Origin of the sequence: Serratia sp. (in: enterobacteria) (assembly GCF_052400455.1) — a bacterium.
GTDB lineage: Bacteria > Pseudomonadota > Gammaproteobacteria > Enterobacterales > Enterobacteriaceae > Serratia > Serratia ureilytica.
This window is the reverse complement of the sequence record NZ_CP185812.1, coordinates 1,907,919-1,932,257: the sequence shown is the minus strand read 5'-3', so window position 1 is coordinate 1,932,257 and position 24,339 is coordinate 1,907,919. Positions and strand designations below refer to the sequence as shown.

At 58.4% G+C, this 24,339-nt stretch carries 25 protein-coding genes; 16 read left to right on the top strand and 9 right to left on the bottom strand.

From position 1 onward, the window contains the following. From fabD to yceD, 5 genes are read right to left on the bottom strand one after another with little or no spacing between them, the layout of a single operon-like run. Positions 1–930 (bottom strand): ACP S-malonyltransferase, encoded by a 930-nt coding sequence (gene fabD, locus ACORQT_RS09235; RefSeq protein ID WP_033642684.1) that lies wholly within the window; start codon positions 928–930, stop codon positions 1–3. A gap of 18 nt (positions 931–948) precedes the next feature. Then, positions 949–1,902, bottom strand: coding sequence for a beta-ketoacyl-ACP synthase III (locus ACORQT_RS09230; RefSeq protein WP_033642683.1), 954 nt, complete (start codon positions 1,900–1,902; stop codon positions 949–951). A gap of 6 nt (positions 1,903–1,908) precedes the next feature. Then, the gene (gene plsX / locus ACORQT_RS09225; RefSeq protein WP_071841648.1) at positions 1,909–2,943 is read right to left on the bottom strand and encodes a phosphate acyltransferase PlsX; all 1,035 of its coding nucleotides are present in this window, start codon (positions 2,941–2,943) and stop codon (positions 1,909–1,911) included. Between the two features lie 11 nt (positions 2,944–2,954). Next, on the bottom strand, positions 2,955–3,122 hold the full coding sequence (gene rpmF / locus ACORQT_RS09220; RefSeq protein ID WP_004927778.1) for a 50S ribosomal protein L32: 168 nt from the start codon (positions 3,120–3,122) through the stop codon (positions 2,955–2,957). A gap of 16 nt (positions 3,123–3,138) precedes the next feature. After that, positions 3,139–3,660, bottom strand: a complete 522-nt coding sequence (gene yceD, locus ACORQT_RS09215) for a 23S rRNA accumulation protein YceD (protein WP_004927780.1) — start codon at positions 3,658–3,660, stop codon at positions 3,139–3,141. A 141-nt stretch (positions 3,661–3,801) separates the two neighbouring features. On the opposite strand from yceD, the gene ACORQT_RS09210 reads away from it, so the two are divergent. After that, positions 3,802–4,383 carry a Maf family protein gene (locus ACORQT_RS09210; protein WP_164057154.1) on the top strand — a complete coding sequence of 194 codons (582 nt, stop codon included), beginning with the start codon at positions 3,802–3,804 and terminating at the stop codon, positions 4,381–4,383. Positions 4,384–4,389: 6 nt separating this feature from the next. Here ACORQT_RS09210 and rluC read toward each other — a convergent pair whose 3' ends face one another. After that, the gene (gene rluC, locus ACORQT_RS09205) at positions 4,390–5,349 is read right to left on the bottom strand and encodes a 23S rRNA pseudouridine(955/2504/2580) synthase RluC (protein ID WP_004927787.1); all 960 of its coding nucleotides are present in this window, start codon (positions 5,347–5,349) and stop codon (positions 4,390–4,392) included. A gap of 552 nt (positions 5,350–5,901) precedes the next feature. Here rluC and rne point away from each other — a divergent pair. Beyond that, positions 5,902–9,270, top strand: coding sequence for a ribonuclease E (rne, locus tag ACORQT_RS09200; RefSeq protein ID WP_444859362.1), 3,369 nt, complete (start codon positions 5,902–5,904; stop codon positions 9,268–9,270). Positions 9,271–9,330: 60 nt separating this feature from the next. Here the strand turns inward: rne and ACORQT_RS09195 are convergent, their stop codons facing one another. Continuing rightward, a complete protein-coding gene (locus ACORQT_RS09195; RefSeq protein WP_025302406.1) occupies positions 9,331–9,618 on the bottom strand; it encodes a putative quinol monooxygenase in 288 nt (95 codons plus the stop codon). A gap of 213 nt (positions 9,619–9,831) precedes the next feature. On the opposite strand from ACORQT_RS09195, the gene pyrC reads away from it, so the two are divergent. The 8 genes from pyrC to ACORQT_RS09155 all read left to right on the top strand — a co-directional run bounded on the left by pyrC (position 9,832) and on the right by ACORQT_RS09155 (position 15,404). After that, on the top strand, positions 9,832–10,878 hold the full coding sequence (pyrC, locus tag ACORQT_RS09190) for a dihydroorotase (protein WP_047026294.1): 1,047 nt from the start codon (positions 9,832–9,834) through the stop codon (positions 10,876–10,878). Between the two features lie 75 nt (positions 10,879–10,953). After that, positions 10,954–11,193, top strand: coding sequence for a DNA damage-inducible protein I (gene dinI / locus ACORQT_RS09185; protein WP_033650738.1), 240 nt, complete (start codon positions 10,954–10,956; stop codon positions 11,191–11,193). A gap of 130 nt (positions 11,194–11,323) precedes the next feature. After that, the gene (locus ACORQT_RS09180) at positions 11,324–11,605 is read left to right on the top strand and encodes a hypothetical protein (protein ID WP_046686854.1); all 282 of its coding nucleotides are present in this window, start codon (positions 11,324–11,326) and stop codon (positions 11,603–11,605) included. Positions 11,606–11,804: 199 nt separating this feature from the next. Beyond that, positions 11,805–12,059 carry a biofilm formation regulator BssS gene (gene bssS / locus ACORQT_RS09175; protein WP_004927812.1) on the top strand — a complete coding sequence of 85 codons (255 nt, stop codon included), beginning with the start codon at positions 11,805–11,807 and terminating at the stop codon, positions 12,057–12,059. Between the two features lie 139 nt (positions 12,060–12,198). Next, positions 12,199–13,314, top strand: a complete 1,116-nt coding sequence (solA, locus tag ACORQT_RS09170) for an N-methyl-L-tryptophan oxidase (protein WP_164057156.1) — start codon at positions 12,199–12,201, stop codon at positions 13,312–13,314. Positions 13,315–13,530: 216 nt separating this feature from the next. After that, positions 13,531–14,157 carry a LuxR C-terminal-related transcriptional regulator gene (locus tag ACORQT_RS09165; RefSeq protein WP_042784193.1) on the top strand — a complete coding sequence of 209 codons (627 nt, stop codon included), beginning with the start codon at positions 13,531–13,533 and terminating at the stop codon, positions 14,155–14,157. 122 nt (positions 14,158–14,279) lie between these two features. After that, on the top strand, positions 14,280–14,396 hold the full coding sequence (locus tag ACORQT_RS09160; protein ID WP_004927822.1) for a DUF2770 family protein: 117 nt from the start codon (positions 14,280–14,282) through the stop codon (positions 14,394–14,396). A gap of 3 nt (positions 14,397–14,399) precedes the next feature. Then, positions 14,400–15,404 (top strand): zinc-dependent alcohol dehydrogenase family protein, encoded by a 1,005-nt coding sequence (locus ACORQT_RS09155; protein ID WP_164057157.1) that lies wholly within the window; start codon positions 14,400–14,402, stop codon positions 15,402–15,404. Here the strand turns inward: ACORQT_RS09155 and ACORQT_RS09150 are convergent. Continuing rightward, the gene (locus ACORQT_RS09150; protein ID WP_042784187.1) at positions 15,352–16,410 is read right to left on the bottom strand and encodes an AI-2E family transporter; all 1,059 of its coding nucleotides are present in this window, start codon (positions 16,408–16,410) and stop codon (positions 15,352–15,354) included. The two genes, ACORQT_RS09155 and ACORQT_RS09150, sit on opposite strands and share 53 nt — an antisense overlap. A gap of 442 nt (positions 16,411–16,852) precedes the next feature. Here ACORQT_RS09150 and ACORQT_RS09145 point away from each other — a divergent pair, with 442 nt between their 5' ends. Both ACORQT_RS09145 and ACORQT_RS09140 read left to right on the top strand, forming a co-directional pair. Further along, entirely contained in the window at positions 16,853–17,407 is a 555-nt protein-coding gene (locus ACORQT_RS09145) for a cytochrome b (protein ID WP_033642671.1), read from the top strand. A gap of 23 nt (positions 17,408–17,430) precedes the next feature. Beyond that, a complete protein-coding gene (locus ACORQT_RS09140) occupies positions 17,431–18,009 on the top strand; it encodes a YceI family protein (protein ID WP_016928208.1) in 579 nt (192 codons plus the stop codon). 43 nt (positions 18,010–18,052) lie between these two features. On the opposite strand, the gene trhO is transcribed toward ACORQT_RS09140, so the two are convergent. Further along, positions 18,053–19,120 carry an oxygen-dependent tRNA uridine(34) hydroxylase TrhO gene (gene trhO, locus ACORQT_RS09135; RefSeq protein WP_033638032.1) on the bottom strand — a complete coding sequence of 356 codons (1,068 nt, stop codon included), beginning with the start codon at positions 19,118–19,120 and terminating at the stop codon, positions 18,053–18,055. A gap of 406 nt (positions 19,121–19,526) precedes the next feature. Here trhO and ACORQT_RS09130 point away from each other — a divergent pair, with 406 nt between their 5' ends. The 4 genes from ACORQT_RS09130 to ACORQT_RS09115 all read left to right on the top strand — a co-directional run bounded on the left by ACORQT_RS09130 (position 19,527) and on the right by ACORQT_RS09115 (position 24,299). Beyond that, positions 19,527–20,447 (top strand): Kdo(2)-lipid IV(A) acyltransferase, encoded by a 921-nt coding sequence (locus ACORQT_RS09130; RefSeq protein ID WP_025159951.1) that lies wholly within the window; start codon positions 19,527–19,529, stop codon positions 20,445–20,447. A gap of 101 nt (positions 20,448–20,548) precedes the next feature. Then, complete coding sequence (locus tag ACORQT_RS09125) at positions 20,549–20,833, top strand: YciI family protein (RefSeq protein WP_033642669.1); 285 nt, start codon at positions 20,549–20,551, stop codon at positions 20,831–20,833. Positions 20,834–21,032: 199 nt separating this feature from the next. Continuing rightward, positions 21,033–22,271 carry a multidrug efflux MFS transporter MdtG gene (gene mdtG, locus ACORQT_RS09120; RefSeq protein ID WP_046686848.1) on the top strand — a complete coding sequence of 413 codons (1,239 nt, stop codon included), beginning with the start codon at positions 21,033–21,035 and terminating at the stop codon, positions 22,269–22,271. A gap of 474 nt (positions 22,272–22,745) precedes the next feature. Beyond that, complete coding sequence (locus ACORQT_RS09115; RefSeq protein ID WP_042784184.1) at positions 22,746–24,299, top strand: peptide MFS transporter; 1,554 nt, start codon at positions 22,746–22,748, stop codon at positions 24,297–24,299. Positions 24,300–24,339 lie beyond the last annotated feature (40 nt).

Sequence of the window (24,339 nt, the reverse complement as noted above, 5' to 3'; positions counted from 1 at the left end):
TTATTGTTCAAGCGCCGCCGACAGGCTGGCGGTGTCGTTCACCGCCGCAGCCGTCAGGGTGTCAACAATACGTTTAGTGAGACCGGTCAGCACTTTGCCCGGCCCCACTTCCAGCAGCGACGTCACTCCCTGTGCTGCGATAAATTCAACGCTCTCGGTCCAACGCACCGGGCTGTACAGCTGACGCACCAGCGCACTGCGGATCGCTTCAGGATCGTTTTCGGTACGTACGTCGACGTTGTTCACCACCGGCACCTGCGGCGCGTTGAAGGTGATGTCCTTCAGCGCCACGGCCAACTTGTCGGCGGCCGGTTTCATCAGCGCGCAGTGCGAAGGCACGCTCACCGGCAGCGGCAGTGCACGTTTGGCGCCCGCCGCTTTACAGGCGGCGCCTGCACGTTCAACCGCTTCTTTATTGCCGGCGATAACCACCTGGCCCGGCGAGTTGAAGTTGACCGGAGAAACCACCTGTCCCTGCGCGGACTCTTCGCACGCCTTGGCGATCGCGTCGTTGTCCAGGCCGATGATGGCGTACATAGCGCCTGTGCCTTCCGGCACCGCTTCCTGCATCAGCTTACCGCGCAGCTCGACCAGGCGGATCGCCGCCTTGAAGTCCAGCACGCCGGCGCAGACCAGCGCCGAGTATTCGCCCAGGCTGTGGCCCGCCATCAATGCGGGCGCTTTACCGCCCTGCTGCTGCCACACGCGGAAAATCGCCACAGAAGCCGCCAGCAGAGCCGGTTGGGTCTGCCAGGTCTTGTTCAGCTCTTCCGCCGGGCCTTGCTGCACCAGCTGCCACAGATCGTAACCCAGCGCGGAAGAGGCCTCGCCGAAAGTCTCTTCGACGATCGGGAACTGTGCGGCCAATTCGGCCAGCATGCCAACGGCCTGTGACCCCTGGCCCGGGAAAACAAAAGCAAATTGCGTCATTTTTTATTCCTGTTCAAATCAGAAACGAACCAGCGCCGAGCCCCAGGTAAAGCCGCCGCCGAAGGCTTCCAGCAGCACCAGCTGGCCACGCTGAATTCGCCCGTCTCGCACGGCTTCGTCCAGTGCGGAAGGCACCGAGGCGGCAGAGGTGTTGCCGTGACGATCGAGCGTCACCACCACTTTGTCCATCCCCATGCCCAGTTTTTTCGCCGTTGCGCTGATGATACGCAGGTTGGCCTGGTGCGGCACCAGCCAATCCAGCTCGCTGCGGTCCATGTTGTTGGCCTGCAACGTCTCATCGACGATGCGCGCCAGTTCGGTGACCGCAACCTTGAAGACTTCATTGCCCGCCATGGTGACATAGGCCGGCTTGTCTTGATTCTGACGATCCTTGTAAGGCAGCGTCAGCAGGCTGCCGTAGCTGCCGTCGGCATGCAGGTGGGTAGACAGAATGCCCTGCTCTTCAGAAGCCCCCAGCACCACCGCCCCTGCGCCATCACCAAACAGAATGATGGTGCCGCGATCTTCAGGATCCAGCGTGCGCGACAAGACGTCCGCGCCGATAACCAGCGCATGTTTGACCGCGCCGTTTTTCACGTACTGATCGGCCACGCTGAGCGCATAAGTAAAGCCGGCGCAGGCCGCAGCCAGATCGAACGCCGCGCAGTCTTTGATGCCCAACATTTGCTGCACCAGGCACGCCGCACTCGGGAACGCGTGAGTCGTCGTGGTGGTCGCCACGACGATAAGCCCAATGTCTTCTTTAGCCACACCTGCCATTTCCAGAGCTTTCTCAGCGGCCTGGAAGCTCATCGTCGCGACGGTTTCATCCGCAGCGGCGATGCGACGTTCGCGAATACCGGTACGCGTGACGATCCACTCGTCAGAGGTATCCACCATTTTTTCCAAATCAGCATTGGTGCGCACTTGTACGGGCAAATAACTCCCCGTACCGAGAATCTTTGTATACATGTACGATCAGTCACTCTTAGGTAATACAGCCTCAAGGCGCGCAGCAATCCTTTCCGGGACTTGCCGCTGCACCGCCTGCACAGCCTGTTCGATTGCGACTGCAAACGCGTGAGGGTTCGCAGCGCCGTGGCTCTTGACTACGGTGCTGCGCAATCCTAACAGACATGCGCCATTATACTGGTCGGGGTTCAGGTGGCCGAACCGCTTGACCACCCGTTTTTGCAACCAACGGCCCAACAATTTCAGCCACCAGGCTCGCTTGTTTCCATCGCCGGACGATTTCAGCAGCGATAAGAACACCCTGACCACCCCTTCCATGGTTTTCAGCGTGACGTTGCCCACGAAGCCGTCGCAGACCAACACATCGGTCTTGCCGGTGAGCAGTTCGTTTCCTTCCAGGTAACCAATATAGTTGATTGCCGGAGTATTTTTTAGCACAGCGGCCGCTTCGCGGATATTATCCAGGCCTTTGGTCTCTTCTTCGCCGATATTCAGCAGCGCCACCCGCGGTTGCGCAATGCCGATCACCTCTTCCGCCATCACCGCGCCCATCACGGCAAACTGCACCAGCATGGTGCTGTCGCACTCGACGTTGGCGCCCAGATCCAGCACCACGGTTTTGCTGCGCTGCTGGTTCGGGATCACCGTCATCAGCGCCGGGCGCTCAATGCCCTCCAACGGCTTGACCAACAGCTTCGCCAATCCCATCAGCGCGCCGGTATTGCCGGCGCTGACGCAGCCCTGCGCGTTGCCGCTGCTGAGCTGTTCGAGCGCAATGCGCATCGACGTGCCGCGGCTGGCGCGTATCGCTTGTGAGGGTTTGGCGTCGCCGGCGATCACAGACTCGGCGGGCACGACTTGCAGACGCTCCAGAAGAACCGGATCGGCGTGGGCAAGCAAAGGGGAGATGGCGTCGGGATTACCGACCAGCAAGAGATGAAGCTGTAAATTAGAGGCCAGTGCCTGCAACGAAGCAGGCACTGTGACGCAGGGACCGAAGTCCCCGCCCATTGCATCTAACGCCAGGGTTAGACGAGTCAAGGTATCGCTACTTAGCCGATAACCTTGCGACCGCGGTAGAAACCGTCGGCAGTGATGTGGTGACGACGGTGAGTTTCACCGGATACTTTGTCTACAGACAGAGTAGTCGTGGTCAGAGCATCGTGAGAACGACGCATGCCACGCTTGGAACGGGTTGGTTTATTCTGTTGTACGGCCATGGACCTTACTCCTCAATTACTTACGCTTTAAACTGGCTAATACGGCAAACGGATTCGGTTTCTCCGCCTCGGGAGGCAGTTGGCCAAATACCATGTCCGCTTCGGACACTTCACAGTGTTCAGATTCATGTACCGGAACGACAGGCAGTGAAAGAATAATTTCGTCTTCAATCATTGCCAACAGATCGACTTCGCCAAACTCGTCAACTTCGATCGGTTCGTACGCTTCCGGTAATGCCTCAGCCTGCTCATCATTGACGACCGGGCTAAAACAATATGTTGTGTGAACCTGATGTTCGAACGGGACTCCACAGCGTTGGCACATCAACGTTACCGTGACGTCCGCATGCCCTGTTATCACCGCGAGGCGTTGATTGTCGATATTAAACGACAACGACACCTCAACATCACTGTCCACACTGACCACGGAGTCGGCAACACGAGTAACCTGCTCAGGCGCATAGACACCAGCATAGTCCAGGCGTTTCTGAGCGGTACGTACCGCATCAATGGTCAAGGGTAATTTTACCTTTTGCATAGGGCGCGCATATTAACTTTGTAACGACATAGAGTCAAAGAAAAAGGCCGTAAAACGGCTCCTTTCACCAATATTCGCTTCCACAGCGGCCGACAGTTTAAAATGCCGTACCCATTTACGCTACGGTTTACGAAAAAAATTATGCAGAGATTGCTTTTAGCCTCCACCTCCCCCTATCGAAAAATGCTGCTGGAGAAACTGCAGCTGCCGTTCGACTGCGCCGCGCCGGAGGTGGATGAAACCCCGCTGCCGGGCGAAGGCGCGGAAGCGCTGGTGCTGCGCCTGGCGGCAGCGAAGGCCCAGGCGCTGGCCCTCGCCTACCCCGAGCATCTGATCATCGGTTCCGATCAGGTCTGCGTGATCGATGGCAGCATCACCGGCAAGCCCCATACCGAGGAAAACGCCCGCGCGCAGCTGCGCCAGGTAAGCGGCCAGGCCGTGACCTTCTACACCGGCCTGGCGCTGTACAACGGCCGCAGCAAGCAGCTGCAGGCCCTATGCGAGCCTTTCCACGTGCATTTTCGCGCGCTGAGCGAAGCGGAGATCGCCGCCTATGTGCGTCTGGAGCAACCGCTGAACTGCGCGGGCAGTTTCAAGAGCGAGGGGTTGGGGATCGCGTTGTTCGACAGGCTGGAAGGCCGGGATCCGAACGCCCTGGTCGGCCTGCCGTTGATCGCGCTGTTGGAGATGTTGCGGGCTGAAGGCATCAACCCGCTGGTGTGACGCGGATTATTTGGCGGCCTGTCGGCGCAGCACTTGCAGGCAATGACGCAGTTCTTCGTCCATCGGCGCTTCGATACGCATCGTTTCGCCGGTGGCCGGATGCTCGAAGCGCAGCGCCGCGGCGTGCAGGAACAGACGCTTCAGGCCGGTACCCGCCAGTTGACGATCGAACTCGCGGTCGCCGTAGCGATCGTCAAAGGCGATCGGATGCCCGGCATGCAGGGTGTGCACGCGGATCTGGTGGGTACGCCCGGTGATTGGGCTGGCCTTCACCAGGGTGGCGAATTCGTAACGCTCTTCCACCTTGAAGCGGGTTTCCGAAGGCTTGCCTTCGCTGTTGACGCGCACGATACGTTCACCGCTTTGCAGAATGTTTTTCAGCAGCGGCGCCTGTACGGCCTTGCAGTGGGACTGCCACTGGCCGCGCACCAGCGCCAGATAATCCTTCTGCATGCCCTTCAGCCGCAGTTGCTCATGCAGCGAACGCAGCGCGGAACGCTTCTTGGCAACCAACAGCACGCCGGAGGTATCGCGATCGAGCCGATGCACCAGCTCCAGGAAACGGGCCTCAGGGCGCAGCGCCCGCAGCCCTTCAATCACGCCGAAGCTCAGGCCGCTGCCGCCGTGCACCGCGGTGCCGGAAGGCTTGTTGAGGATCAGCAGGTGGTCATCTTCATACAGAATGCAGTCGGCCAGCGCCGCCACCTTATCCAGCTTCGCCGACACCGGCGCCTCTTCGCGCTCGGCCACGCGCACCGGCGGCACGCGCACCACGTCGCCGGCCGCCAATTTGTATTCGACCTTGATGCGCCCTTTATTAACCCGCACCTCGCCTTTGCGCACGATGCGATAAATCATGCTCTTCGGCACGCCTTTCAGGCGAGCGAGCAGAAAGTTGTCGATTCTCTGACCGGCTTCGTCGTCGGAAATCGTGATGAATTGTACTGCTGGATTGTTCGTTTTCATGGTGCGGGATTCTAAATAGAGCGCGTGAATAGCGCCACATCTTTTTCTGTGCTTAACTGTCTCTCTGACGGCGGGCGAAACCCCAGCGGACAATAAGGCAGCAAGCCGATTTGAACGTTTGCGATTTCTTCCGCAGTTAAGGAAAAGTCACCTTGCTATAACGGCATCAGCAGTGGAATAATGCAGTCACTTTCCGCGTTGATTCTCGTTAAACAGGGAAAACGGTGGAATTATAAAATTTGTCTGATCGCGCAAAAACGCAGCAATGGCGTAAGACGTAATGCGAAATCAAACAATTAGCGGGCTGCGGGTTGCAGCTTGGCCGGCAAATGGAATCAGATCTGTCGACGTAAATCAGAGGCTATTCCCCTAGTAAAAGTGCTGTCTTTCACAAAGAAAAGCAGGCTTACCGAGATAATGCGCCCCTATGCAGGCGACAACCGTGAGGTTGACGGCTTTGCGAGAAGACACGGGGCTTTCGGTTTAACTCCGGCCATGAGGTTATTTTGCCCGCAGCTTTGTCGATAATGTAAAAATAACGAGTAAGTTAAGATGAAAAGAATGTTGATTAACGCAACTCAGCAGGAAGAGTTGCGTGTTGCCCTCGTAGATGGACAGCGGCTGTATGATTTGGATATCGAAAGTCCGGGTCATGAGCAGAAAAAAGCGAATATTTACAAAGGCAAAATCACCCGCATTGAACCAAGTCTTGAAGCAGCGTTCGTGGACTACGGCGCAGAACGACATGGTTTCCTCCCTCTTAAAGAAATCGCCCGCGAATACTTCCCTAGCAATTACTCTTCCCATGGCCGCCCGAACATCAAAGATGTGCTGCGCGAAGGCCAGGAAGTCATCGTTCAGGTAGACAAAGAAGAACGTGGCAACAAAGGCGCCGCCTTGACCACCTTCATCAGCCTGGCGGGCAGCTATCTGGTGCTGATGCCGAACAACCCGCGCGCCGGCGGTATTTCTCGCCGCATCGAGGGTGACGATCGCACCGAGCTGAAAGAAGCGCTCTCTTCGCTGCAACTGCCGGACGGCATGGGCCTGATCGTTCGCACCGCGGGCGTAGGCAAATCCGCCGACGCGCTGCAGTGGGATCTCTCCTTCCGTCTGAAGCACTGGGAAGCGATCAAAAAAGCCGCCGAAGGCCGCCCTGCGCCGTTCCTGATCCACCAGGAAAGCAACGTTATCGTGCGCGCCTTCCGCGATTACCTGCGCCCGGACATCGGCGAAATCCTGATCGACAACCCGAAAATTCTCGATCTGGCCAAAGAGCACATCGCCGCGCTGGGCCGCCCGGATTTCAGCAGCAAAATCAAACTGTACAGCGGTGAAATTCCTCTGTTCAGCCACTATCAGATCGAATCGCAGATCGAATCCGCCTTCCAACGCGAAGTGCGCCTGCCGTCCGGCGGCTCGATCGTCATCGACAGCACCGAAGCGCTGACCGCCATCGACATCAACTCCGCACGCGCAACCCGCGGCGGCGACATCGAAGAGACGGCGTTCAACACCAACCTGGAAGCGGCGGACGAAATCGCTCGCCAGCTGCGCCTGCGCGATCTCGGCGGCCTGATCGTCATCGACTTCATCGACATGACGCCGGTACGCCACCAGCGCGAAGTGGAAAACCGCTTGCGCGACGCCGTGCGTCAAGACCGCGCGCGCATCCAAATCGGCCGCATCTCCCGTTTCGGCCTGCTGGAAATGTCGCGTCAGCGCCTCAGCCCGTCGCTGGGTGAATCCAGCCACCACGTGTGCCCACGCTGTAACGGCACCGGCACCATCCGCGACAACGAATCGCTGGCACTGTCCATCCTGCGCCTGATCGAAGAAGAAGCGCTGAAGGAAAACACCAAAGAAGTTCACGCTATCGTACCGGTTCAGGTCGCTTCGTACCTGCTGAACGAAAAGCGTGAATCCGTCAGCGCGATCGAAAAACGTCAGGGTGGCGTGAAAGCCGTCATCGTGCCGAACGATGAAATGCAAACCCCGCACTACTCGGTGCTGCGCGTACGCAAGGGCGAGGAAACCTCTACCCTCAGCTACCTGCTGCCGAAACTGCACGAAGAAGACATGGAGCGTCCGCTGGAAGATGCGCCGATGGAACGCAAGCGTCCGGAGCAACCGGCCCTGGCTTCCTTCTCCCTGTCCGCCGATGTGCCGCCGCCGGCTGAAGAACCCGTCGCCGTTGCCAAACCTGTCGCTGCAGCCGCCAAGGCTAAAGCCGCTGCGCCGGCCGCCGCCAAGCCGGGCTTCCTGGGCCGCCTGTTCGGTGGTTTGAAGAGCCTGTTCGCCGGTGAAGAACAACCTGCCGTCGAAGAAGCCAAACCGGCCGAAACGCCGAAGGCGGAAGGCAACGGTGAAAACCGTCGTCAGGATCGTCGCGGTCAACGCCGTCAAGGCACCGGCCGTAAAGAGCGCGGTGAGCGTAGCGACCGTGGCGATCGTCCGGAACGCGGCGAACGTAAAGAGCGCGGTGAAGGCCGTGACAATCGCGAACGCGACAACCGTGAACCGCGTGAGAACCGTGAAGGCCGTGAATCGCGTGAATCCCGCGATGAGCAGCGCCGTAACCGCCGCAACCAGCAGCAGAACGCGCCGGTAGCGGAGGAAACTGCCTCGGAAGAAAGCGCTAAAGCGCCGCGCGAAGATCAGCAGCAGCGCCGTGGACAGCGTGCTGAACGCCAGCGTCGTCGTCAGGAAGAGAAACGTCAGGCTCAGCAGGAAGTGAAAGCGCTGGAAAGCGTTGACGCGGTCGAGAGCACCGACGAAGAGCAGGAAGAACGCCAGCAGCAGAACATGCAGCGCCGTCAGCGCCGCCCTCTGACGCAGAAAGTGCGCATCCTGTCCGCGGAAGAAGAGCTGCAGCGCGCAGCGGAAGAGCTGTTGGCGCCGAAAGCGCCGGTAGCGAAAGCCGAAGATGCGCAGCCAACCGCCGACGACAGCGTGAAGCTGCTGCCGGAAACCGTTGCCGCTCAGGCGGAAGACGATGCCCAGGGCGAAAACCGCGGCAACGGCGAAGGCATGCCGCGTCGTTCCCGTCGTTCACCGCGTCACCTGCGCGTCAGCGGCCAGCGTCGCCGTCGTTACCGCGACGAGCGTTACCCTCTGCAATCCCCAATGCCGTTGGTGGGCGCGTTCGCTTCTCCGGAAATGGCATCAGGCAAAGTCTGGGTAAGCTACCCGGTCGCTCAGGTTGAAGAAGCCGAAGTGCAAACCGAAGCCGTAGAGCAGGCGCCGGTTGTCGCCGCAGCGGTTGAACAGCACAGCGTTGCCGTGGAAGAAACTCAGGCCGCGGCCAGCGTCAACGAACCGGCACCAGAAGCCGCCGTTGAAACTGCCGCCGTCACCGTAACGGAAGAAGCGGCAGTCGTAGCGCCGGTTGTTGCCACCCCGGCCGAGGAAACCCCGGCGCCGGTGGAAACCGCCCCGGCAACGGTTGCGGTTAAAGAACCGAAAGCGGAAGAGACTGCCCCTGCAGTGGAAGCTCAGCCGGTAGCTGAAACCGTAGCGGCAGAGCCAGTGGTTGAAGCTAAGCCAGCGGAAGACGAGCCTGTGGTCGAAACTGCACCGGTAGAAGCCGCGCCGGCGGAAGAAGCGCCAGTGGTAGAAGCCGCACCTGCAGCGGCAGCCGCTCCGGTAGAAAAAGCGTCGGAACCAACGGCCGCCGAGCCTGCGCCTGCGGTTGCTCAGCAGCCGGCGCCGGTGAAAGCCGTGCAGGACGCGCTGTACAAACACATCGCCACTGCGCCGATGACCAAAGCGCCTGCGCCGGCCTACGAGCCGGAAGAACGCAAGCACAGCGACTGGCAGCGCCCTTCCTTCAACTTTGAAGGCAAAGGTTCAGCCGGTGGTCACTCTGCAGTGAGCCAGGCCACCGCGCCGGCCACCAAGCCGCAGCCGGTTAACGAATAAGTTAATCTGCCCCCCTAAAAAAACCCGCCGACGGCGGGTTTTTTCTTGCCTGCAAAAAGCTCAGGCGATCTTTTTCAGTTTTTTGATGTCCAGAACATCCAACTTGCCGTCAAGTCGACTGACGAACTGCTGAAAATGCGCCGTCTCATTATGCTTATCCAGCGCTTCGCTGCTGGCCCAACGCTCGAAGAACACGAAGGTGCCCGGCTTTTCCAGATCGCGATGCAAATCATATTGCAGGTTGCCCAGCTCCTGGCGGCTCGGCTCGAGAATGTCGTGCACCGCTTCACTGACTGCGGCCTCAAATCCCGCTTTCGCTTGCAGGGTGGCGATAACGCGTACTTCCATTGTTTTCTCCCTTTCCACTTGATGAAAGTCGACGCTATTGGCGTCGGCATCGTTGAAATCATTGTCACTATGCGCCTGCTGCGCCGTTGATTTCAACTTGTCGCCAACAAACAGATGCATCTGCGGCACTTTCCGCTTATCCTTACACCCCGGCGTGAATAAACCCATTATTCGCTTTTCATTAGACGTATTTGACCGCCGGAGCCTAGCTAGATGACCGCACAACCTCAAGTTCTGAAAATCCGCCGCCCAGACGACTGGCATATCCACCTGCGTGACGATGAGATGCTGAAAACGGTGGTGCCCTATACCAGCCAGGTATTTGGCCGGGCGATCGTGATGCCGAACCTGGTTCCGCCCGTGACGACCGTGGCCGCCGCGCGCGCCTACCGCGATCGGATTCTGGCGGCGGTGCCGCAGGGTCACAACTTTACTCCGCTGATGACCTGTTACCTGACCAACTCTCTGGCGGCCAGTGAACTGGTCAGCGGTTTCGAACAAGGGGTGTTTACCGCCGCCAAGCTGTATCCGGCCAACGCCACCACCAACTCCAGCCACGGCGTCAGCGACGTGACCGGCATTTACCCGCTGTTCGAGCAAATGCAAAAAATCGGCATGCCGCTGCTGATCCACGGTGAAGTGACCGATCCTGCCGTCGATATTTTCGACCGCGAGGCGCGCTTTATCGAACAGGTGATGGAGCCTATCCGCCGTCACTTCCCGGAACTGAAAATCGTCTTCGAACACATCACCACCAAAGAAGCGGCGCAGTACGTGCAGGCAGGCAACCGTTTCCTCGGCGCCACCATCACCCCGCAGCACCTGATGTTCAACCGCAACCACATGCTGGTCGGCGGCATTCGCCCACACCTGTTCTGCCTGCCGATCCTCAAGCGCAACGTCCATCAGGAAGCGCTGCGTCAGGCGGTGGCCAGCGGCTCGGACCGCTTCTTCCTCGGCACCGACTCCGCGCCGCACCTCAAGCATCGCAAAGAGTCCAGCTGCGGCTGCGCCGGCTGCTTCAATGCGCCGAATGCGATCCCGGCTTACGCTGCCGTCTTCGAACAGCTCGGCGCGTTGGAGCACTTCGAGGCCTTCTGCTCGCTCAACGGCCCACGCTTCTATGGCCTGCCGCTCAACGAAGACTTCATCGAACTGCAGCGCGTGCCGACCACCCAGCCGGAAGAGATCGCCCTGGGCAATGAATCCGTGATCCCATTCCTGGCCGGCGAAACCCTGAACTGGTCGCTGAAAGGCTGATATTTTTGCTTCGCCCTCTTGCCCTCGCTTACGGTTAACTGTATAAATAAACAGTAAATCGCTTCGGGGGCAATTATGCGTGTTGAAGTCACTATAGATAAAACCCGGCCGCTGCCGTCGGGCGCCATTGAGGCGCTGACCGGCGAGCTGGGCAAACGGGTCAATCGCCAGTTTCCAGGCGCCGTCGTGCACGTCCGTTATGCCGGCGCCAACGGGCTCTCTGTGCTGGGGGGCGCCAAAACCGACCGGGATCTGATTGAGGAAATCCTTCAGGAAACCTGGGAAAGCGCGGACGAATGGTTCAGCGCAGAATAACACTGCAATGCTGTTTTTGCCGGGGGTCGCTCTCCGGCTTTTTTGTTTCTGGCGCCCTGCCCATTCATCGCTTACCCTTACTCTGGAACCAAATCCGCCTCAGCGCTGTATTTAACGCAAAGGAGTAAGCATGGCCCCGGACAAGGTGAAATCCGAAGACGCAATGACGTTTGGCGAATTGCTGGCGCTGATTGCCGATCAAAAAAGACGCTTGAACGTACTGGAAGTGGCCTTCTCTTACCTGGCCTTCAGCCTGGATGACAAAGCCAACCAACGGCTGATCCACAGCCTGAGGCTGGAATCGCAAAGCCAGAATCGCGACGCCGAAACGCAGAAACATTTCGCGCACTTGGCAGAAGAACTGGAAAAATGTCTGCACGGCTCCGCCCCACCCACCGGCGGCGCGGAATAACGCCACAGGCTTTACTCATCGCGCGTTCGCACCCGAATTTGTAGAATAATTGTTCAAATAAATATTTATTTTGCAATTTTAGGTGACAACCCCTCCACCGATGAAAGCGGATGCGTATACTGTAATTGCTCTCATGATGATGAGCCGCATTGATCCTCGTTAGTCACTCACGGTAGTTACTACTCAATAAGGGGTCTTTATGGACAGAAATGATGAAGTAATTCAGACGCACCCGCTTGTCGGTTGGGATATCAGTACTGTCGACGTTTACGACGCCATGATGATACGCCTTCATTACCTGTCTTCACTAGACCAAACGCCCGAAGAAGCCCAAGTAGACCGAACGCTTTGGCTGACCACAGATGTCGCCCGTCAATTAATCAATATCTTAGAGGCCGGCATCGCCAAGATTGAAGCTACGGATTACCAGGATCTTGATCGCAGAAAACATTGATTCATCGTCTCCTACCCCCTAAGGCGCCGCGACCTTTCCCGGCGCCTTTTCTTCGCCTTTCGCCGTTCAATCAGTGCATTGCGTCCGCCAACCTTTTATCATGGGGGCATAAGAAATCGCTATCAGAGAGGGTTGGCACGTGGAATATGATTTGATTGTGGTGGGCAGCGGTTCCGTCGGCGCGGCGGCAGGCTATTATGCCACGCGGGCCGGCTTGAAAGTGCTGATGATCGACAGCGCTATCCCTCCGCACCGAAACGGCAGCCATCACGGCGATACCCGCATTATCCGTCACGCATACGGCGAAGGCGAAAAGTACGTGCCGCTGGTGCTGCGCGCGCAGGCGCTGTGGAATGCGCTGATTCAACAATCCGGCGAGGAACTGTTCCAGTCGTGCGGCGTGTTCAACCTGGGGCCACAGCACTCCGAATTCATTCGCAATGCGCAGCTCAGCGCGCAAAAATTCCGCCTGAACGCGCAAACCCTCAGCGCCGAACAGATCAATCAGCGCTGGCCGGAATTCCGAGCACCGGAAGGTTATGTCGGCGTATTCGAGCCAGACGCGGGGTTCCTGCGTGCCGAGCTGGCGATAACCAGCCTGATCAAGCTGGCGAAAGAAGCCGGCTGCAGCCAGCTGTTCAACTGCCCGGTCAACGCGGTAGAACCCATCGATGGCGGCGTTGAGGTCATCACCGGCGAAGGGCGTTTCACGGCGCGAAAAGCGGTGATCACCGCCGGCACCTGGGTCAAAGCGCTGTTGCCGCAACTGCCGATCGCGCCACTGCGCAAAGTCTTCTCCTGGCATCAGGCAGATGGCCGCTACAGCGTGAACAATCGTTTCCCGGCCTTTACCGTCGAAGCGCAAGACGGCACGCACTATTACGGTTTTCCGGCGGATAACGACGGCCTGAAAGTGGGCAAACATGACGGCGGCCAGCCGATGGATGCCCCCGAGCAGCGCAAACCCTTCGGCAGCTACGCCAGCGACGGCACGGAAGTTTTCTCCTTCCTGCGGCAATTTTTGCCGGGTGTAGGCGTATGTTTACACGGTGAAGCCTGCAGCTATGATATGAGCCCCGACGAAGACTTTATTATCGATACCCTGCCGGATTGCGATCGCCTGATGGTCATCAGCGGATTGAGCGGCCACGGCTTCAAGTTCGCCAGCGCTCTGGGCGAGATCGCCGCGCTGTTCGCGCAGGACAAAGCGCCGCCGGTTGACGTCTCAAGCTTTGGTCTGAAACGATTTAGCTGAGCGAAGGATTTCGCTGTCCAAGTCCCCCTCAGGCACTGGACAGCGAAATTTGGCGGTTACAATTTGTTAACCTGCTAACTCTTTTAAATACCAAGTAAAAATCCTGATAACGGAAATTTCTTATATTCAGCAGTTGAATTTCCGAATTGAACACTTGCAGTGTAAGTCCTATTTTACAGAAGATATGCTCCATCGGCTTTCAACAAGGACGTCACCATGAAACTACTTGTCGTGGACGAATGCTGCTTCACCCGGGTCGGTATAGCCAGCTACTTTGCTGATAGTGGGATCACGACGATCAAGTGCTGCCACAGCATTGAATACGCTACATCGCTGTTGGCCAGCTTTCAGCCGAGCCACATTCTGGTGAACCTCAGCAACCAATGCCGCTATAACGAAGCGGACGCGCAACTGCAGGCCTTTATGGAAGCCAGCCAGTGCGCCTTGCTGTTTATTTATCTCGATACACCTTACCCTTACAGCGAAGCGCCAATGCGCATCGCCGATAACGCCTTTCTGTTCAATAAAAGCATTCTGCCGCTCACCTTACGCACGCTGCGCGAGAATCCGCTGGCGCTGGCCGATGACGGCGAAGAGCGTTCCCTGTTCAGCCCGCAGGAGCTGACGGTAATGAAGTATTGGATGGCAGAGATGCCTAACTACCGCATTGCGAAAAAACTGCAGATCAGCTCCCATACGGTCTATGTGCACAAGCGTCACATCACGGAAAAGATCAACGCGCGCAACCGGCTGGAGTTTTACTCGCTGTATAACGTGCTGCGCTATTTCTACCCGCCGAGCACGCCGGCGAATTCAACGCCGCTGGCGCTGTTGGCCGTGTAACCTCAAGCCTGCGATAACGCAGGCTTTTTTATCGCCACTTTCCCGCCACTCACGCGCGGCGCGCTATAAATGACGCCGAGAAAAGGACTATAATCAAGGGTCCTTCTCTTCAGGCGGCTGAAATGTTAAACCGAATACTGGCGGCTATCGTCAACAATGTGCGTGAGCATCTGGTGCTGTACCTTTGTCTGTGGCTGGTGCTGCTGGCGTTGGATGTCTATTTCTTTTTCGTCATGTAAGCCATGCCGCCGTTATTTCCCCGATTGAGCTTCAACCGCTTCGGCGATCCCGCCCAGGTGCTGGAATTGCAGCAGACGAGCAGACCGTTGCTGCGCCCCGGACAGCGGTTATTGCAGATGCGCTATGCCCCGATCAACCCTTCCGATCTGATCCCGATCCACGGCCAATACGCGCACCGCATCGCCCTTCCTCAGGTGCCGGGATATGAAGGCGTGGGCGTCGTCGTCAATCCGCAGAATGGGCATTCAACGGGCCGACGCGCGCTGGCGGTAGCGGGTAACGGCAGTTGGCAAACGTTCGTCACGCTGCCTGAAGATCGGGTGGTCTGGGTGCCGGACGACATCGACGACGCCTGCGCAGCGCAAATCTATATCAACCCGCTCACCTGCTGGGTGCTGTTGACCCAATGGCTGCCGCTCAGCGCCGGCGACGTACTGCTGCTCAACGGCGGCGGCTCCGCTGTCAGCCTGCTGCTGGCGCAGCTGACGGCGCTGCGCGGCATTCGTCTGGCGGTCGTGGCGCGCAACGCCGCTCATCGCCAGGCGTTGCTGGCCGCCGGCGCCTGGCGCGTTATCGAAGCGCCGCAGCTGGCGGAAATGACGAATTTTGGCGCCCGTGCGGCCATCGACTGCATTGGCGGAGAAGACGGATTGCAGTTGGCGCGGGCGGTTCGCACCGGCGGCGATTTTGTGGCGCTGGGCCTGCTGAGCGGCCGCCAGGTAGACTGGCGGCGCGTGGTGGACGAGTTAAAGCTGCGCGCTTCGCTGTTCCACTTGCGCAAATGGAACGCACAGGCAGCGCCGGCGCAATGGCAGACGGCGTTTTATCAGTTATTCCTGCTGCTGCGACGCGGCCAGCTGGCGCTGCGCCCGCCCGCCGCGATTTATCCTTTGCGTCAGTACGCAGCGGCGCTGCACCACGCCGCCCAGCCCGGCGTGAATGGCAAAATATTCCTCACTCCGGCGCCGCCGGAGGCTGGCGCGGCGGGCGGCCGTCCCCCAGGATAACCGCCAGCCGATAGCCGCCCTCGGTAGTCTCCAGCGCGATGCGCGCCACGATCGTCAGCGGCACCGACAGCAACATGCCCACCGGGCCGAGCAGCCAGCCCCAAAAGATCAGCGACAGGAACACCACCAGCGTCGACAGCCCCAGCCCGCGCCCCATCACGCGCGGCTCGAGGATATTGCCGATCACCATGTTGACAGCGATAAAGCCGCCCGCCACCACCAGCGCATCTCCTAATCCGTTGAACAACAGCGCCTGAATCAGCGGCGGAATGGCGGCCAATACCGAGCCAATGTTGGGAATGTAGTTAAGCAGAAATGCCAGCAGCCCCCAGATAAAGGCAAAACGCACGCCGACCGCCGCCAGGAAGATCCAGACGATTACCCCCGTGGCCAGGCTGATGATGGTTTTAATCACCAGATAGCGCGTCACGCCATCCAGCGCCCGCCGCATCGCGGCGAGCCCCTCGTTCGGTTTATCCAGCGCCTGCTGCAGCTTGTAAGGCAGCAACTGCACTTCGAACAGCATAAACACCACGGTCATCAGCAGCAGGAAGACGTTGGTCATCGCGCCAGACAGGTGCCCCAGCATGCGGGTGACCAGATTCATCGCCGCGCTGGGATCGACATACTGCAGCATCGCTTCGCTGGAAAGGCTGATATTGAAACGGCCGGCGTAATGCTGCAGCTCGCGCAGCTTCTCGATCATCATGCCGCGGTACTGCGGCAGCGAACGGGCGAACTCGTTCAGCGAAGCCCCCAGCATGCCGATAAACAGCATCACGACCACGATCACCGCCGTCACCAGCAGCGTCACCCCGACGATACGCGGCACCCGTTTACGCTCCAGCATCGCCACCAGCGGATTCAGCACCATGGCGAGAAATACCGCCAGCAAAAACGGCACCACAATGTCGGCGGCGGCTTTCACCCCGGCCAAAATGATCACCAACATCGCCAGCAGGACGGCCAGTCGCAGGCTGCTGTCGGTCACACGGGTTCGGCCCATGACGTTTCCTTGTTATTTCACTGGGTTAACCGGCGCCAGGGCGCCGGCTCTTGGCGCTAATGGTAGCAAAATCCGCCGCTGCACCGCAGGGGATTTAGCGCAACCGTTCGACAAAGTTAATCTTTCCGCCCTGCCCTGCGCCGCAATAAATAGGCATAACCTTTGCCAACAAATAATCTCGCCGGGCAACTCACGAGGGGTTTACGTAAAATGACAAAAGCTGACATTAATAGATAATAGCCCCATTTTTCAATGATTAGCATGAAACTCTCGTGAGCGAAATAATATTATCTCCAACGATTTATCTGATTAACTCCGAACATCTCGAACAAATTCACTGACTAATATTTCAAAGTAGTAACATAGTTAAATTTATTATTGATTTTATGTTTCCTAAAGTTTAATTATTGCAGCCAGCCAATCGGTAATCGAAGGAAACAGGATGCTCTGGAAAAATACCGCCGATCGTTTCGGCCATGTGTCAGTGTTGATCCACTGGCTGGTGGCGCTGACGGTGTACGGCATGTTCGCACTCGGCCTGTGGATGGTCACGCTGGGCTATTACGACGTCTGGTACCATCAGGCGCCGGAGATCCACAAAAGCATCGGCACGCTGCTGTTCATTGTGATGGTGATCCGCGTGGTCTGGCGCTTTGTCTCACCGCCGCCCAAACCGCTGGCCAGCTATGGCCGCCTCACTCGCGTCAGCGCCATCCTCGCGCATCTGGCGCTGTACGCCGTGTTGTTCGGCATTCTGATCAGCGGCTATCTGATCTCCACCGCAGACGGCCAACCGATCAGCGTGTTCGGCTGGTTCAACGTGCCCGCCACCGTGACCGGCATGGCGGAACAGGCCGACACCGCCGGCGCCATACACCTTTACCTGGCCTGGGCCGTGGTAGTGCTCTCGGTACTGCACGGGCTGGCCGCGCTTAAACATCACTTTATCGATCGTGATGTCACTTTGAAACGGATGCTGGGTAGCAGCGCCGATTAACCTTTGGATTTATGGAGATTGCTATGTTGAAAAAGACCGTATTGGGCCTGACCGCAGGCGCCCTGCTGCTGAGCGCCGGTTCCGCACTGGCGGCAGACTACAAGATCGATAAACAAGGCCAACACGCCTTTATCGAATTCCGCATCCAGCACCTGGGCTACAGCTGGCTGTACGGCAGCTTTAAAGACTTCGACGGCGGCTTCACCTTCGACGAGAAAGATCCGTCCAAGGACAAGGTCAACGTGACCATCAATACCGCCAGCGTCGACACCAACCACGCCGAGCGCGACAAGCACCTGCGCAGCGCCGAGTTCCTCAACGTGGAGAAGAACAAGCAAGCCAAGTTTGAATCCACCGAAGTGAAGAAAAGCGGCGACGGTTACGCGGTGGTCGGTAACCTGACGCTGAACGGCGTCACCAAACCGGTTACGCTCGATGCCAAACTGATTGGCCAGGGCAACGATCCGTGGGGCGGCTACCGCGCCGGCTTTGAAGCCAACGGCAAGATCAAGCTGAAAGATTTCGGCATCACCACCGATCTTGGCCCGGCGTCGCAAGACGTTGAGCTGATCATCTCCGTAGAAGGCGTGCGCGAGAAATAAAAAAAAGCCCGGCTTGGCGGCCGGGCTTGTCGGTTCCTCAGGCTCAGCGGGCTGGGCCTTCTTCTTCCGGTGCCGGAATGTGCATCGTGGTCTGCAACAATCCTTTCGATTTATTGAAAATCTTGACGCCATTTTCGCGGCCGGCACGGCGCGCGCGCTGCTCTTCGCGCGGCAGCTTCAGCTCTTCGCGGCAAATCTCACTGCAGCATCCTTCAAACTTGGCGGCGCAGCTCGGGCACTGAATGAACAGCAGATGGCAGCCGTCGTTCTTGCAGTTGGTATGGGTGTCGCACGGTGCGCCGCACTGGTGGCAGTTGGCGATCACATCGTCGGAGATGCGCTCACCCATACGCTCATCGAACACGAAGTTTTTGCCGATAAACTTCAGCGGCAACCCCTGTTCTTTCGCTTTGCGGGTGTACTCGATAATCCCGCCTTCCACGTGGTAGATGTTTTTAAAGCCGTTGTGCAGCATATAGGCGCTGGCTTTTTCACAGCGAATGCCGCCGGTGCAGTACATGACGATATTCTTGTCTTTGCTGTCCTGCAACATCTCCACCGCCATCGGCAGCTGATCGCGGAAGGTATCCGACGGCACCTCGATGGCGTTTTCGAAATGGCCGACTTCGTACTCATAGTGGTTGCGCATATCGACGAATACCGTATTCGGATCGTCGATCATCTGATTGACGCGATCGGCCTGCAGATACTCACCGACGTTGCTCGGATCGAAGCTCTCGTCATCGATGCCGTCAGCCACGATGCGCTCGCGCACCTTGAGGCGCAGCACCCAGAAGGACTTGCCGTCGTCTTCCAGCGCGATATTCAGGCGGACCTGATCCAACGCCGGGTGCGAGGCGAACAGCGCGGCTTTAAACGCGTCGAAGTTATGCTGCGGCACGCTGATCTGCGCGTTGATGCCCTCTTTCGCCACGTAGATGCGGCCGAACACCTTCAGTTTTTCGAACTGAACGTACAGGCTGTCGCGAAACGCCTTGGGATCGTCGATGGAGAAGTATTTGTAAAAAGAAACTGTGGTGCGCGGCTCGGTTTCCGCCAGCATGCGCGCCTTCAGTTCCTCATTAGAAATTCGGTTATGTAACACTGGCATGGTGTACTTTCCTGTCTTTCGGGAGGTGACTGATTACCGCGCGCAGCCAGCCGGCCCGCGCGCGGCGCACATCATACCCGAAAAACCGCCGCCGCGCAGCCCTGGCGCTCGCGTGCGCATACCTGCATCGCTCACTCATCCCGGATGCCACCGTATTGACCTTCCTGATAAGGATATCGCCATGGGCTTTTGGCAGGAAACATTGTGGAAAAATTCGGCATTCGATGCATATTTAACGCCCAAAAAGGGATTTTAATGCGTTGTGTTTTCCCGGATCGTCAGAAAAATGCCACAATAGTCGCAAACAATCGGCAGAAACGAACCTAGCGACCGAGCCCACCCGGCCGTCAGACCATGCTATGACTCTGTCATTACACTTAAACAACCGTATTAAAACAGAGAACCCATGACTCAAGTTCCTACTTTCAATCGCTCCTTACTGCACCCGCGCTACTGGCTGACCTGGGTAGGCATCGGCTTGCTGTATCTGCTGGTGTTGCTGCCTTATCCCGTTATCTACTGGCTCGGCACCTCGATCGGGCGATTTTCCATGCGCTTTCTCAAGCGACGCGTCGTTATCGCCCAACGTAACCTCGAACTCTGTTTTCCCGACATGCCGCAGGCTGAACGCGATGCGCTGGTGGTAAAGAATTTCGAATCGGTCGGCATGGGGTTGTTTGAAACCGGCATGGCGTGGTTCTGGCCGAACTGGCGCATCGAGCGCTGGTTCAAGGTCAGCGGCCTGGAGCACATTCAAAAAGCGCGCGACAACCATCAGGGCGTGTTGCTGATTGGCCTGCACTTTTTGACGCTGGAGCTGGGCGCGCGCATCTTCGGCATTCACAACCCGGGCATCGGCGTTTACCGCCCGCACGACAACAAGCTGATGGACTGGCTGCAAACCTGGGGCCGGATGCGCTCCAACAAATCGATGCTGGATCGTAAAGACGTCAAAGGCATGATCCGCGCCCTGAAACAGGGCGATATCATCTGGTATGCGCCGGATCACGACTACGGCCCGCGCAGCAGCGTTTTCGTGCCGCTGTTCGCGGTGGATAAAGCCGCCACCACCACCGGCAGCTACGTGCTGGTGCGGATGGGCAAACCGGCGATCATTCCGTTCACCCCGCGTCGCCTGCCGGACGGCAAAGGCTATGAGCTGATCATGCAGCCGGCGGTGGAAAACTTCCCGCTGGACAACGAACTCGACGCCGCCGCCTTTATGAATAAAGTGGTGGAAAAAGAGATCCTGATGGCGCCGGACCAATACATGTGGCTGCACCGCCGCTTCAAGACCCGCCCGGAAGGCGAGCCTTCGCTGTACTGATCACGCAAACCCGCCGCCGGCGGGTTTTTTATTGCGCGCCCCTTGAGAATCGCCGGCGAGGGTGGGATGGTAATGCTTTTGCCGCCACCCTTGGAGCCGCCATGTACATTGTCAGCCTGACCTACCATCGCCCGATCGCCGACGTCGACAGCCACCTTGACGGGCACATCGCCTGGCTTAAGAAATATTTTCAGGACGGCACCTTCGTCGCCTCCGGCCGCAAGAATCCCCGCACCGGCGGCGTGATCCTGGCCAAAGGCATTGAGCGTGCTCGGCTGGACGCCATCCTGGCCGAAGATCCGTTCAACGCCGTGGCCCACTACGAGGTCACCGACTTTAGCGCCACCACCACCGCCGCCGGTTTCGAGGCGCTGGCCGGACTATAAAACGCTGTAAATTCCGCGCGCCAAGCGCGGAATAAGGTTTAAACGCCATTTTTAAAACTTTATTTCATTTTTTGCCCTATCTGCGTCCCCTCGTTTGCCGTCGCCGCGCCTGCGGCGCATACTTACCACGCTAACTTTCACGTTTTGCCCCATCATCTCGCCGCCGGCAAAACGCGTCACCTTTCGGCAGTGGACATTTATGGCTTCGGCAGCAGAACCCGTTAACTGGAAACGCAATCTTTTCGTCGCCTGGCTGGGATGTTTTCTCACCGGCGCCGCCTTCAGCCTGGTGATGCCGTTTCTGCCGCTGTACGTAGAGACGCTGGGCGTTACCGGCCATCAGGCGCTCAACATGTGGTCCGGTCTGCTGTTCAGCATCACCTTCCTGTTTTCCGCTATCGCCGCACCGTTCTGGGGCGCCCTGGCCGATCGACGCGGCCGCAAACTGATGCTGCTGCGTTCGGCGCTCGGTATGGCGATCGTCATGGCGCTGATGGGCATGGCGCAAACGGTCTGGCAGTTTCTCGCACTGCGTGCGGTGCTGGGGCTGCTCGGCGGGTTCATTCCCAACGCCAACGCGCTGATCGCCACCCAGGTGCCGCGCAACCGCAGCGGCTGGGCGCTCGGCACCCTGTCCACCGGCGGCGTCGGCGGTGCGCTGATCGGCCCGCTGATCGGGGGGCTGCTGGCCGATTTATACGGCCTGCGCCCGGTGTTTTATATCACCGCCGCGGTGCTGTTCGTCTGCTTCGTGCTGACGCTGCTGTATGTCAAAGAACAATTCACCCCGGTGCAAAAGCGCGACATGCTGCACGCAAAGCAGGTGTTCGCTTCGCTGAAAAACCCGAAGCTGGTGCTCAGCCTGTTCGTCACCACCATGATCATCCAGATCGCCACCGGTTCGATCGCGCCGATCCTGACGCTGTATGTGCGCGATTTGGCCGGCGCCACCCACAATCTGGCGTTTATCAGCGGGCTGATCGCCTCGGTGCCCGGCGTCGCGGCATTGATGAGCGCCCCGCGGCTGGGCAAGCTGGGCGATCGCATCGGCCCGGAACGCATACTGGTGTTCATGCTGATCGTTTCGGTGCTGCTGCTGATCCCGATGGCGTTCGTGCAAACGCCATGGCAACTCGGGGTGCTGCGTTTTCTGCTGGGGGCGGCCGACGGCGCGTTGCTGCCGGCGGTACAGACGCTGTTGATTTATAACTGCACCAATCAGGTGGCCGGCCGTATTTTCAGCTATAACCAGTCGTTCCGCGACGTCGGCAACGTCAGCGGCCCGCTGCTCGGCGCCGCAGTCTCCGCCGGTTACGGTTTTCGCGCGGTCTTCGGCGTCACCGCGCTGGTGGTGCTGTTCAACGCCGGCTATTCCTGGTGGTGTCTGCGACGACGGCCGGGCTATATGCGGGAAGATACGCTGCAGGAAGAGCAATAGCTGCATTTATCGCCAGCTTTCGCCATTGGCCGGATCAACGGCGCGTTTCCCCTATTTTTAATAATGCTTTCTCGCCGCCGGTGAATTTTCACCTAACTCAGAACTTTCTTAATACAACATCTTGTTTATCAACAAATAATTAACTTTCAGCGCATAAAACCCGCTGTCAATCATATTCCTGTCACAACCAACAGAAAAACCAGAAAAGGAGATGCTTGTCGACTTTTCGTCTAAAAAATGGGATACAGGTACTAGACAAAACCAACGACCAGTTATCAAATGGTTAAATAATATCACGCCAGATGTGAACCATCGGCCAAGTGAAGAAAAGGTCAGCACGCTTTCCACGGTTTATCAGCGTTGCAGCCGCGGTTTTGTCGGGTAATCCGCATTGGGCGGATCGCCTTCATTAAATACACATACATACCACAGTACGGGCTGCAGCCTTGCAGCGCCTTTTATTGGGAAATCGTTATGCAATCCTCTGTCAATAAGTCAGAAAGCCGGACCTTCTTCGGCCATCCCTATCCGCTGGGTTCTCTGTTCTTCACCGAAATGTGGGAGCGCTTCTCGTTCTATGGCATCCGTCCGCTGCTGATCCTGTTTATGGCCGCCACGGTGTACGACGGCGGCCTGGGCCTGGCGCGCGAGAACGCGTCGGCGATCGTCGGCATCTTCGCCGGCAGCATGTACCTGGCGGCGCTGCCGGGCGGCTGGCTGGCGGACAACTGGCTCGGCCAACGCAAGGCCGTCTGGTACGGTTCGATCCTGATCGCGCTCGGCCACCTGTCGATCGCGCTGTCCGCAGTGATGGGCACCAACCTGTTCTTCATCGGTCTGATGTTCATCGTGCTCGGTTCCGGCCTGTTCAAGACCTGTATCTCGGTGATGGTCGGTACGCTATACAAGAAAGGCGATGCGCGTCGCGACGGCGGTTTCTCGCTGTTCTACATGGGCATCAATATCGGTTCGTTCATCGCCCCGCTGATCTCCGGCTGGCTGATCAAGTCACACGGCTGGCACTGGGGCTTCGGCATCGGCGGTATCGGGATGCTGGTGGCACTGGTGATCTTCCGGGTGTTCGCCGTCCCGGCGATGAAACGCTATGACCGCGAAGTGGGCCTGGACTCCACCTGGAACAGCCCGGTCGCGAAGAAAAAAGGCGTCGGCGCCTGGTTGCTGGCGTTGGCGGCCATCCTGGTGGCGGTCATCGTGCTGATCGCCCAAGGCACTATCGTCATCAATCCGGTCGAGGTGGCCAGCGTGCTGGTGTACGTGATCGCCGCGTCGGTCACGTTGTACTTCATCTATCTGTTCGCCTTTGCCGGCCTGAGCCGCAAAGAGCGCGCTCGCCTGCTGGTGTGCTTCATCCTGCTGATCTCCGCCGCGTTCTTCTGGTCAGCGTTTGAACAGAAACCGACCTCGTTTAACCTGTTCGCCAACGATTACACCAATCGCATGATCGGCGACTTCGAGATCCCGGCGGTATGGTTCCAGTCGATCAACGCCCTGTTCATCATCCTGCTGGCGCCGGTCTTCAGCTGGGCCTGGCCTGCGCTGGCGCGCAATAACGTGCGTCCGAGCAGCATCACCAAGTTCGTGATCGGTATTCTGTGCGCCGCCGGCGGTTTTGGCCTGATGATGCTGGCCGCGCAGAATGTGCTGAGCAACGGCGGCGCCGGCGTATCGCCGATGTGGCTGGTGGGCAGTATCCTGATGCTGACGCTGGGTGAACTCTGCCTGAGCCCGATCGGGCTGGCCACCATGACGCTGCTGGCGCCGGAGAGAATGCGCGGTCAGATGATGGGGCTGTGGTTCTGCGCCAGCGCGTTGGGCAACCTGGCAGCCGGTCTGATCGGCGGTCACGTCAAGGCCGACCAACTGGATATGCTGCCGAATCTGTTCGCCCGCTGCTCAGTCGCGTTGCTGATCTGCGCCGCCGTGCTTATCGTGCTGATCGTGCCGATTCGCCGCATGCTGGAAAATACCCAGTCCAAGAGCGCGCAAAAACCGGCGACCAACGCCTGACGGATAGCCCGTTTTATCTCGCAAACCGGCGCTCGATGCG

Bases quoted from the DNA above. Each gene is read 5' to 3' on its own strand.
- rne (WP_444859362.1), top strand. From the start codon at position 5,902: ATGAAAAGAATGTTGATTAACGCAACTCAGCAGGAAGAGTTGCGTGTT.
- bssS (WP_004927812.1), top strand. From the start codon at position 11,805: ATGGACAGAAATGATGAAGTAATTCAGACGCACCCGCTTGTCGGTTGG.
- ACORQT_RS09195 (WP_025302406.1), bottom strand. From the start codon at position 9,618: ATGGAAGTACGCGTTATCGCCACCCTGCAAGCGAAAGCGGGATTTGAG.
- ACORQT_RS09125 (WP_033642669.1), top strand. From the start codon at position 20,549: ATGTACATTGTCAGCCTGACCTACCATCGCCCGATCGCCGACGTCGAC.
- yceD (WP_004927780.1), bottom strand. From the start codon at position 3,660: ATGCAAAAGGTAAAATTACCCTTGACCATTGATGCGGTACGTACCGCT.
- ACORQT_RS09160 (WP_004927822.1), top strand. From the start codon at position 14,280: ATGTTAAACCGAATACTGGCGGCTATCGTCAACAATGTGCGTGAGCAT.
- ACORQT_RS09145 (WP_033642671.1), top strand. From the start codon at position 16,853: ATGCTCTGGAAAAATACCGCCGATCGTTTCGGCCATGTGTCAGTGTTG.
- ACORQT_RS09230 (WP_033642683.1), bottom strand. From the start codon at position 1,902: ATGTATACAAAGATTCTCGGTACGGGGAGTTATTTGCCCGTACAAGTG.
- ACORQT_RS09130 (WP_025159951.1), top strand. From the start codon at position 19,527: ATGACTCAAGTTCCTACTTTCAATCGCTCCTTACTGCACCCGCGCTAC.
- pyrC (WP_047026294.1), top strand. From the start codon at position 9,832: ATGACCGCACAACCTCAAGTTCTGAAAATCCGCCGCCCAGACGACTGG.
- mdtG (WP_046686848.1), top strand. From the start codon at position 21,033: ATGGCTTCGGCAGCAGAACCCGTTAACTGGAAACGCAATCTTTTCGTC.
- rpmF (WP_004927778.1), bottom strand. From the start codon at position 3,122: ATGGCCGTACAACAGAATAAACCAACCCGTTCCAAGCGTGGCATGCGT.
- ACORQT_RS09180 (WP_046686854.1), top strand. From the start codon at position 11,324: ATGGCCCCGGACAAGGTGAAATCCGAAGACGCAATGACGTTTGGCGAA.
- trhO (WP_033638032.1), bottom strand. From the start codon at position 19,120: ATGCCAGTGTTACATAACCGAATTTCTAATGAGGAACTGAAGGCGCGC.
- ACORQT_RS09140 (WP_016928208.1), top strand. From the start codon at position 17,431: ATGTTGAAAAAGACCGTATTGGGCCTGACCGCAGGCGCCCTGCTGCTG.
- ACORQT_RS09210 (WP_164057154.1), top strand. From the start codon at position 3,802: ATGCAGAGATTGCTTTTAGCCTCCACCTCCCCCTATCGAAAAATGCTG.
- ACORQT_RS09150 (WP_042784187.1), bottom strand. From the start codon at position 16,410: ATGGGCCGAACCCGTGTGACCGACAGCAGCCTGCGACTGGCCGTCCTG.
- rluC (WP_004927787.1), bottom strand. From the start codon at position 5,349: ATGAAAACGAACAATCCAGCAGTACAATTCATCACGATTTCCGACGAC.
- fabD (WP_033642684.1), bottom strand. From the start codon at position 930: ATGACGCAATTTGCTTTTGTTTTCCCGGGCCAGGGGTCACAGGCCGTT.
- ACORQT_RS09155 (WP_164057157.1), top strand. From the start codon at position 14,400: ATGCCGCCGTTATTTCCCCGATTGAGCTTCAACCGCTTCGGCGATCCC.
- dinI (WP_033650738.1), top strand. From the start codon at position 10,954: ATGCGTGTTGAAGTCACTATAGATAAAACCCGGCCGCTGCCGTCGGGC.
- ACORQT_RS09115 (WP_042784184.1), top strand. From the start codon at position 22,746: ATGCAATCCTCTGTCAATAAGTCAGAAAGCCGGACCTTCTTCGGCCAT.
- ACORQT_RS09165 (WP_042784193.1), top strand. From the start codon at position 13,531: ATGAAACTACTTGTCGTGGACGAATGCTGCTTCACCCGGGTCGGTATA.